1 rRNA gene is annotated in these 646 nt (G+C 49.5%); it reads left to right on the top strand.

Going from position 1 to position 646, the window contains the following annotated elements:
* Window positions 1-179: 179 nt before the first annotated feature.
* Window positions 180-646, top strand: a 16S ribosomal RNA gene (locus tag ACI77D_RS29325); the annotation flags it as partial.

Here is a 646-nt window from a genome sequence, read left to right as displayed (position 1 = left end):
GAAAGATCTTAACCAACCGCTCTTTAACAACTGAATCAAGCAATTCGTGTGGGTGCTTGTGGAGTCAGACTGATAGTCAACAAGATTATCAGCATCACAAGTTACTCCGCGAGAAATCAAAGATGTAACCAACGATTGCTGAGCCAAGTTTAGGGTTTCTTAAAAACCCAAAGATGTTTGAACTGAAGAGTTTGATCATGGCTCAGATTGAACGCTGGCGGCAGGCCTAACACATGCAAGTCGAGCGGTAGAGAGAAGCTTGCTTCTCTTGAGAGCGGCGGACGGGTGAGTAATGCCTAGGAATCTGCCTGGTAGTGGGGGATAACGTTCGGAAACGGACGCTAATACCGCATACGTCCTACGGGAGAAAGCAGGGGACCTTCGGGCCTTGCGCTATCAGATGAGCCTAGGTCGGATTAGCTAGTTGGTGAGGTAATGGCTCACCAAGGCGACGATCCGTAACTGGTCTGAGAGGATGATCAGTCACACTGGAACTGAGACACGGTCCAGACTCCTACGGGAGGCAGCAGTGGGGAATATTGGACAATGGGCGAAAGCCTGATCCAGCCATGCCGCGTGTGTGAAGAAGGTCTTCGGATTGTAAAGCACTTTAAGTTGGGAGGAAGGGCATTAACCTAATACGTTA

Origin of the sequence: Pseudomonas sp. O39 (assembly GCF_045447295.1) — a bacterium.
Lineage (GTDB): Bacteria > Pseudomonadota > Gammaproteobacteria > Pseudomonadales > Pseudomonadaceae > Aquipseudomonas > Aquipseudomonas antarctica_A.
The sequence above is the reverse complement of the archived record's forward strand: the minus strand, read 5'-3'. Positions and strand labels throughout refer to the sequence as shown.